The sequence below is a fragment of the Streptomyces katrae genome (assembly GCF_000966975.1).
In the GTDB taxonomy this organism is placed as follows: Bacteria; Actinomycetota; Actinomycetes; order Streptomycetales; family Streptomycetaceae; genus Streptomyces; species Streptomyces katrae.
Window position 1 is genome coordinate 1 of record NZ_JZWV01000967.1, and the last position, 7,832, is coordinate 7,832.

Genomic DNA, 7,832 nt, shown 5'->3' on the forward strand with positions numbered 1-7,832 from the left:
GCCCGGCACCCACCGCCGGCCCCGAGGCCGGCGTCCACCACTCGCCACCGCCCACACCGATTGGGAGTCGTCTTGTCGGAATGGCTCGTCCTGACCCTCGCGATGGCCGCGGCCTGTGCCGTGGTGCTGTCCATCGCCTTCTTCAACCACCGCAGGATCACGGAGGACGACGACCCGGACGAGACCCCGGACGTCATCGAGTACATGACGATGATGATCGGGGTGATCTACGCGATCGTGCTGGGCCTGGCGATCGCGGGCGTCTGGGAGGGCCGCGGGGCCGCCCAGGAGTACGTGCGCCAGGAGTCCCAGGCCCTGCACGAGATCAGCGTCCGCTCCGAGGTCTACCCGGCCGAGGTGCGCAAGAGGATCCGCTCCGACGTCGACGCGTACGTGACCTACGTGGTCGACACGGAGTGGAAGCACATGTCCCAGCAGAACGAGATCACCGACCGGAGCGCGGAGCTGCTCGAGAAGATCCGCCGCGACGTGACGGACTACGAGCCGCAGACCGACCACGAGGGGCAGGCCTACCAGCCCCTGGTCGACCAGGTCGCGCTGGTGGACGACGCCCGCAACGCCCGCGGCGAGAGCGCCGGGGCCACCATGCCCGGGGTGGTGTGGTTCGGACTGATCGCCGGGGCCCTGGTGACGGTCGGGATGATCTTCACCCTGCAGATCCGCCGCTCCTTCCGCGAACTCCTCCTCGCCGGCCTGTTCAGCGCCCTGATCGCCTTCCTGCTGTTCCTGATCTGGGACTTCGACGCACCCTTCGGACGGGGGATCGCGGCCACCGCCGAACCCTTCCTGACCCAGTTCCCCCACCTCGGCCTGAAGAGCTGAGCCGCCGGGGCGCGGCCGGGCCCGGTAAACCGCGGACGGGGGGTGCGTCCCCGGTTCGGCCTACGGCCGTGCCCCATTCGCCCGCTCCTGATCGCGGGCCACCGGGCCGGGACCTAGCGTGGCGAACATCGAGGCGCACGACCCCCACGTGCGGAAAGGCTGCGCGCTTGCGTCTCGGAGATCCGGAGGAACGCGATCATGGGTGCGATACGCAGCTCCGCCACCGCCCTGCTGAGCGCCGGCGCCACGGGCCTCGCCCTCGCGCTCGGCGCCTTCGGCGCGCCCGCCGCCCTCGCGGCCGAGGCGGCGCCCGCCACCTCCTTCGCGTTCGCCGTCACCCCCTCGCGGATCGCGCCCGGCGGTACGGTCACCCTCTCCGTCAGCAACTGCGGTGCCGCGTACGCCACCGCCTCGTCCGGGGTCTTCGACACCGTGACCATCGAGCGGGGCAAGACCGTCAAGGTCACCATCGACCGCGACGCCCGGCCCGGCGCCCTGTACTCCGTCACCTTCACCTGCGGCTCGGAGAACGGCTCCGCCGATCTCACCATCCTCGGCGGGACGACGCAGCCCACCACCAGCTCCACCACCGGCACCCGGCGCACCCCCTCCCCGGCCGCCACCTCCGGCTCGGGCCTGCGCCCGCCGCCCTCCACCACCTCGCCGCCACGGACCACACCGCCGGCCCGCACGACCACGCCCGCCCGGACCACACCGCCGGCCCGCACGGCCCCCGTCCCCCGCGCGACCACCGCCACGCTCGGCGTCCGCGGCGGGCTCGGCGGCAGCATCGCCGGCGCGGACCCGGCCGAACTCGGCGCCGGCGCCGCCCTCTTCATCGCCGCCGCGGGCGGCACGGCGTACGCCCTGCGCCGGCGCCGCCGTGCGGCCCGCGGCCACTGACCCCGCCCGGGCCGGACGCGGACGCGGCCGGGCCCGGGGCGGAGCCGTACGCCCCTGGAACCCCTCAGGAGCGGGCGGCCGCGGGACGGCGGCGGCGCACCACGTGCACACCCGCGCCGAGCGCGGCGGCACCGACCAGGCCCGCCCCGATGGCCGTCTCGGCGGTGGACGGGCCGAAGGAGCCGCCGAGGCCGCCCTGCGCCCCGTTGCCCGCCAGGATGGTGAAGCGGTGCGTGGCGACCAGGCTGTTGTCGTGGCACTTGACCGACAGGGTGTGGTGGCCCGGCGAGGCGTGGTTGAAGATCCGGACGGTCGCGAAGCCGATGGAGCCGGCCGACAGGTTGGTCTGCGGAAAGTTGCCGTGCGACCAGACCGTGCCGCCGTGGCCGCAGCCGGCCGCACTGACCTGCATCGAGGCGCCCTGGTGCACGGAGTACGGGTTGACCGTGACGTTGCTCGGCCCGTTGCCGCTGCCGTTCGGGTTGTTCGCGGCGGCGAACGGGGCACTGAGCCCGAGCGCGGCGCAGGCGGCCGCGGTCACGGTGAGAGCGCGGTAAGCACGCATGGTGGAACCTCCAGCGGGAGAGCGCCCCGGAGCGGTGGCCCGGGCAGATCGACGAGAACGCCTCCCATCACGAACCCTCCGGGCGGCACGCAACCAGCGCATTTCCGCGCTTGGTCCGCCCGGTTGAGCGACACGCCGAAGGGCGCGCGCCCCATCTGACGGATCCGCAGGTCACGAGCCGTCAGGCATTTATGTGATGATTACCTGGATGGCCGCACCCCAACCGGGCGCACCACCCGTTCGCCGCTCCCCGATCGCCGTCCCGCCGTTCCAGCCTTAGCGTGCGGGAAGAAGGGCGTACAGGGGAGGGACTGGAACGCGGGTCGGGACCCCCGCGTCGGGAAGGGAGAGCCATGCTCGAGGACGAGACCGAGCAGCGGCCGAGGAGACGCTCCCCTTGGGGCGTGCTCGCACTGGCACTGCTCAGCGGCCTCGCCATGATGCGGAACGGGGCGAACGTGGAGGACGGGCCGCCGCAGCCCACCGCGGCGGCGGCCGTCGCCGCGCGGGCGGACCAGCAGCCGGGCAACGCGCCCACGCCGCCCGCGGACATGGAGGTGCTGGACCACTCGTCGGTGCAGCGCATCCGGATTCCGACCATCAACGTGGACGCTCCGGTGATGACGGTCGGTCTGGACGCCCAGGGCTGGATCGACGCCCCGCCGCCGCAGGACCGCAACCTGGCGGGCTGGTACCTCAACGGCATCTCGCCGGGCCAGCAGGGGTCGGCGGTGATCGTGGGCCATGTGGACAACGCGCAGGGCCCGGCGGTCTTCTACGGCCTGGGTTCGCTCAAGCCGGGCAACCACATCGAGGTGGAGCGCTACGACGGCCGGACGGCCGTCTTCGAGGTGTACGGGGTGGAGGTGTTCGCGAAGGACTCCTTCCCCGGCGCGCGGGTGTACGGGGACACCGGGCACCCGGAGCTGCGGGTGATCACCTGCGGCGGCGGCTACTCGAAGGCCAAGGGCTACGACGGCAACGTGGTGGTCTTCGCGCGGATGGTGGAGGCGCGCTGAGCAAACGTTTCGCCCGGGAGGGCCACCGCCCCCGTACGGCGGCGGCCCTCCGGCGCCCCCCGGCTCCGGGCACGGGCGCCCGGCTCGGGCACGGCCCGCGGCCGGGCCCCGGCCCGCGGCCCGCGGCCCGCTCAGCGCGGCGGCAGCACCGGGAGGGTCATGCGGTAGCCCCGGCCGAGGAGCTGGGGGAGGTAGGTCTCCAGTGCCCGGACGCTCTGCGAACGGTTGCCGCCGGCGTCGTGGTTCAGCACGATCACGCCCGGCGCGCCCCGTAACCACAGCGGGGGCGCGCCGACGGCCTGTTCGACGACCTCGCTGGTGCGCCCGATCTCCGATTCCAGGGCGGACCGGGTGAGCTGGGGGATCTGCGGGTGCGTCCAGGTGTGGTTGCCGATGACGTGCCCTTCGGCGGCCATCCGCCGCAGCAGGTCGCGGTTGTCGGTGGCCATCTCCCCGCAGACGAAGAACATGGCGCGGACCCCGTACCGGCGGAGGGTGTCGAGGATGGCCGGGGTGTAGCGGGGGTCGGGGCCGTCGTCGAAGGTGAGCAGCATGGCCCGGTCGCCGGCGGCCGGCCCCTGGGGCAGTTCCAGGATGGGCCGGGTGCGGACGGCGGGTTTCCCGGCGGGCGGCCTGGCGGGCGCCTCGGCGGTCATCGGCTGGAGCCGGTGGGAGGCGTCGGGGTGTCCTTCCGGGTGTGCGCCCGGGGCACCGGCGGCCCCGGGGCCGCGCGCGGGTTCGGGGGCGCCGCCCGGGGGCGTCCCGGAGGGTCCGGCCGTGGGCCCGCCCTCGCCCCCGCTGAGCAGTCCGGAGGAGGCGGCGGCCGCGATTCCGAGGAAGACGGCGGTACGCAGGAGCACGCGTCGCCCTACTGTCGGCTCGTCATTTGTCATTATTACTACGTATCAACGACATCGCCGAAGATGTCGAGAGGCGCGGACGCTCTCCGTCCGCCTCACCCGCCCGGACCAGTCAGTTCTGGCGTACCAGCGGGAACGGAAGCGTCTCGCGGATCGTCAGTCCCGTGAGGAACATGACCAGCCGGTCGACCCCGATGCCCAGTCCGCCGGTGGGCGGCATGGCGTACTCCAGGGCGTCCAGGAAGTCGTTGTCGAGTTCCATCGCCTCCGGGTCCCCGCCGGCCGCGAGCAGGGACTGGGCGGTGAGCCGGCGGCGCTGCTCGACGGGGTCGGTGAGCTCCGAGTAGGCGGTGCCCAGTTCGGTGCCGAAGGCCACCAGGTCCCAGCGCTCGGCGAGGCGGGGGTCCTTGCGGTGCTGGCGGGTGAGCGGGGAGACGTCGGTCGGGAAGTCCTTGTAGAAGGTGGGGAGTTTCGTCCGTTCCTCCACCAGCCGCTCGTACATCTCCAGGACCACGTCGCCCCGGGTGTCCTCCGGCCCGTGCGGGACGTCGGCCCGGTCGCACAGGAGGCGCAGCCGGTGCTCCTCGGTGTCGGCGTCGACCTCTTCGCCGAGGGCCTCGCTGATGGCCCCGTACAGGGTCTTGACCGGCCAGGGACCGGAGATGTCGTGCACGACGAGCTTGCCGTCGGGGCCCGCCTTGTGGGCGATGGGCGAGCCGAAGGCGGCGGTGGCGGCGCCCTGGATGAGCTCGCGGGTCAGGTCGAGCATCACGTCGTAGTCGGCGAAGGCCTGGTAGGCCTCCAGCATCGTGAACTCGGGATTGTGCTTGTAGGAGACGCCTTCGTTGCGGAAGGTGCGGCCCATCTCGAAGACCTTCTCCATACCGCCGACGCAGAGCCTTTTGAGGTAGAGCTCGGGTGCGATGCGCAGGTACAGGTCGAGGTCGTAGGCGTTGATGTGGGTGCGGAAGGGCCGGGCGTTGGCGCCGCCGTGGATCTGCTGGAGCATCGGGGTCTCGACCTCCAGGAAGCCCCGGTCCAGGAGTCCCTGGCGCAGGGCCTGCACGGCGCTGGAGCGGGCCCTTACGACGTCGCGCGCGTCGGGGCTGGCGACGAGGTCGAGGTAGCGGCGCCGGACCCGGGCCTCGGGGTCGGCCAGTCCCTTGCGCTTGTCGGGCAGGGGGCGCAGGCACTTGCCGGTGAGCTGCCAGGAGTCGACGAGGACGGAGAGTTCGCCGCTGCGGCTGGCTGCGGCGGTGCCGCCGGCCACCACGTGGTCGCCGAAGTCGACCTGGGAGGTGAAGGAGTCCAGTGCGTCCGGCCCGGACTCCTCGCGGGTGAACATCAGCTGGACGTCGCCGGTCCAGTCGCGCAGGACGGCGAAGACCACGCCGCCGAGGTCGCGGACGACCATCACCCGGCCGGCGAGGACGACCGGCTCGCCGGTGCGGGCGCCGGACGGGAGCCGGCCGGGGTGGGCGGCCCTGAGCTGGGCGGCGGTGTGGGTGCGCTGCCGGATGCCCACGGGGTAGGGGTCGGTGCCGGCGGCCCGGATCCGCTCCAGTTTGGCGTGGCGGACGCGGACCTGTTCGGGCAGCCGCTCGGCGGGCTCCCGCTCGCCCTCCTGCACGAGGTCCAGGCCGAGGGAGTCGATGGAGGGCAGCCCGGCGGTGTCGGCGGGGGCGGTGAGGCCCCTGGGCCGGTGGCCCTTGCCCCACAGTTTGCGCAGGCTGGGCACGGAGACGAAGCCCTCGGCGATGCCGGAGGCGAGGCTGACCCGGGCGAGGGAGCCGGCGTCCTGGTAGCAGAGGAAGCGGGGGTACCACTCGGGCCCGTACTTGACGTTGGAGCGGTAGAGGGCCTCCAGCTGCCACCAGCGGGAGAAGAACAGCAGCAGCCGGCGCCACAGCTTCAGCACGGGGCCGGCGCCGATCCGGCCGCCCTCCTCGAAGGCGGAGCGGAAGACGGCGAAGTTGAGGGAGATCCGGCGCACGCCGAGGCCGGGGGCGGCCGCGCAGAGCTGGGCGACCATGAACTCCATGACCCCGTTGGGGGCGGAGCGGTCGCGGCGCATCAGGTCGAGGGAGATGCCGTCCTTGCCCCAGGGGACGAAGGACAGCAGGGCGATCAGCTCGCCCTGGGCGTCGAAGGCCTCCACGAGCAGGCAGTCCCCGTCGGCGGGGTCGCCGAGCCGGTCCAGGGCCATGGAGAAGCCGCGTTCGGTCTCGGTGTCGCGCCAGCGGTCGGCCCGGTCGACGATGGTGCGCATCTCCTCCTCGGTCAGGGCCGAGTGGCGGCGGATCAGGGTGGTGGCCCCGGCCCGCTTGACCCGGTTGACGGCCTGCCGGGTGACGCGCATCTCGCGGCCGTCGAGGTCGAAGTGGGCGACGTGCAGGATGGCCTCGTCGCCGAGCTGGAGGGCGCTGAGCCCGGAGCGGGCGTACGCGGTGGCGCCCTCCTCGGAGGCGCCCATGACGGCGGGCTGCCAGCCGTAGCGGCGGGCGACGGTCAGCCAGGCGTCGATGGCGGGGGTCCAGGCGGCGGGGTCGCCCACCGGGTCGCCGCTGGCGAGGCAGACCCCGGCCTCGACCCGGTAGGTGACGCCGGCCCTGCCGTTGGGGGCGAAGACCACGGCCTTGTCGCGCCGGGTGGCGAAGTAGCCGAGGGAGTCGGCACGGCCGTAGGCGGCGAGCAGGGCCCGGATGCGGAGCTCCTCGTCCCCGTGCAGGGCGGCGGTCAGGCGCTGGGAGCGGAAGAGGGTGGCGGCGGCGTTCAGCAGGGCGAGGGCGCCGAACAGGCCGAGGAGGAAGTAGAGGAAGCGGGGCGGGCGGCCGTCGAACTGCCGGGCGGAGAAGAGCCCGCCGAAGACCTGTTTGGCGGCCCAGTCCAGCCACTGGTCCTTGGGCAGGGTGCCGGGGAACAGCGCGACGAGGGCCCAGCCGAGGAGGACGGCGGCGAGCAGCCCGAGGCCCAGGACGAGCAGCGCGCGCCAGACGGCGCCCGGGCGGGAGGCGGCGTAGAACTCCTTGCGGGCGGCGATGAGCACGATGAGGGCGGCGACCGCGAGGGCCATGGACAGGCCCCCGACCCAGAGGTCCCCGTCCGCGATGATCAGGACGTCGACGAGGATCAGCAGGGCCAGATAGGTGACGACGATCCACCAGGCGATCTTCTTGCGGATGCCGAGCGCGGCGGCGAGGAGGAAGAGGAAGACGGCGTACGCGAGGTTCGCGCTGACCGGCACCACGAAGTCGTCGAGGAAGCGCACCACGGGCCGCAGCAGGCCCCGCAGCACCGGGGAGAGGGACAGCAGCGCGCACAGCAGCCCGAGCGTTCCGAAGAACGCCCCGAAGGCGTCCGGGACCCGGTTGAGGAACCTGCTGCGGGTACCGCGGCTCTGCTCCAGCGTGGCACTCATGCCATGCACTGTAGGGAGGGCCGCGCCGCGGCGCGCGCCGAACGCGGACGGCCTCGGCAGGGTGACGGAGCACGCGGGTACGGCATTCGAACGGGGTACGGCCGGGCCGGAGGCCGTCCTCGCGGGGTGGACGGTGGACGGTGCGCAGTCCGCTATCCGGCGCGCCGGAGGCCGACCTTGGCGGCGTCCCGGCTGAGGACCGCCTCGGTGATCTCCTCCTGGGC

Annotated in this window: 6 protein-coding genes; 3 read left to right on the forward strand and 3 right to left on the reverse strand. The window is 73.4% G+C overall.

What is annotated here, in order from left to right; genetic code table 11:
* Positions 1-72 precede the first annotated feature (72 nt).
* Entirely contained in the window at positions 73-843 is a 771-nt protein-coding gene (locus VR44_RS30560) for a bestrophin-like domain (RefSeq protein ID WP_045950864.1), read from the forward strand.
* Positions 844-1,041: 198 nt separating this feature from the next.
* Positions 1,042-1,746 (forward strand): hypothetical protein, encoded by a 705-nt coding sequence (locus VR44_RS45430; protein ID WP_045950865.1) that lies wholly within the window; start codon positions 1,042-1,044, stop codon positions 1,744-1,746.
* A 64-nt stretch (positions 1,747-1,810) separates the two neighbouring features.
* On the opposite strand, the gene VR44_RS30570 is transcribed toward VR44_RS45430, so the two are convergent.
* The gene (locus tag VR44_RS30570; RefSeq protein WP_045950866.1) at positions 1,811-2,311 is read right to left on the reverse strand and encodes a hypothetical protein; all 501 of its coding nucleotides are present in this window, start codon (positions 2,309-2,311) and stop codon (positions 1,811-1,813) included.
* A gap of 353 nt (positions 2,312-2,664) precedes the next feature.
* On the opposite strand from VR44_RS30570, the gene VR44_RS30575 reads away from it, so the two are divergent.
* A complete protein-coding gene (locus VR44_RS30575; protein WP_045950867.1) occupies positions 2,665-3,330 on the forward strand; it encodes a class F sortase in 666 nt (221 codons plus the stop codon).
* A gap of 131 nt (positions 3,331-3,461) precedes the next feature.
* On the opposite strand, the gene VR44_RS30580 is transcribed toward VR44_RS30575, so the two are convergent.
* Both VR44_RS30580 and lysX read right to left on the reverse strand, forming a co-directional pair.
* Positions 3,462-4,223 (reverse strand): polysaccharide deacetylase family protein, encoded by a 762-nt coding sequence (locus VR44_RS30580; RefSeq protein ID WP_045950868.1) that lies wholly within the window; start codon positions 4,221-4,223, stop codon positions 3,462-3,464.
* 79 nt (positions 4,224-4,302) lie between these two features.
* The gene (gene lysX / locus VR44_RS30585; protein WP_045950869.1) at positions 4,303-7,608 is read right to left on the reverse strand and encodes a bifunctional lysylphosphatidylglycerol synthetase/lysine--tRNA ligase LysX; all 3,306 of its coding nucleotides are present in this window, start codon (positions 7,606-7,608) and stop codon (positions 4,303-4,305) included.
* Between the last annotated feature and the right edge of the window lie 224 nt (positions 7,609-7,832).

Excerpts from the sequence above, each read along its gene's own strand:
- VR44_RS30580 (WP_045950868.1), bottom strand. The coding sequence starts at position 4,223 with ATGACAAATGACGAGCCGACAGTAGGGCGACGCGTGCTCCTGCGTACC.
- VR44_RS30570 (WP_045950866.1), bottom strand. The coding sequence starts at position 2,311 with ATGCGTGCTTACCGCGCTCTCACCGTGACCGCGGCCGCCTGCGCCGCG.
- lysX (WP_045950869.1), bottom strand. The coding sequence starts at position 7,608 with ATGAGTGCCACGCTGGAGCAGAGCCGCGGTACCCGCAGCAGGTTCCTC.
- VR44_RS30575 (WP_045950867.1), top strand. The coding sequence starts at position 2,665 with ATGCTCGAGGACGAGACCGAGCAGCGGCCGAGGAGACGCTCCCCTTGG.
- VR44_RS45430 (WP_045950865.1), top strand. The coding sequence starts at position 1,042 with ATGGGTGCGATACGCAGCTCCGCCACCGCCCTGCTGAGCGCCGGCGCC.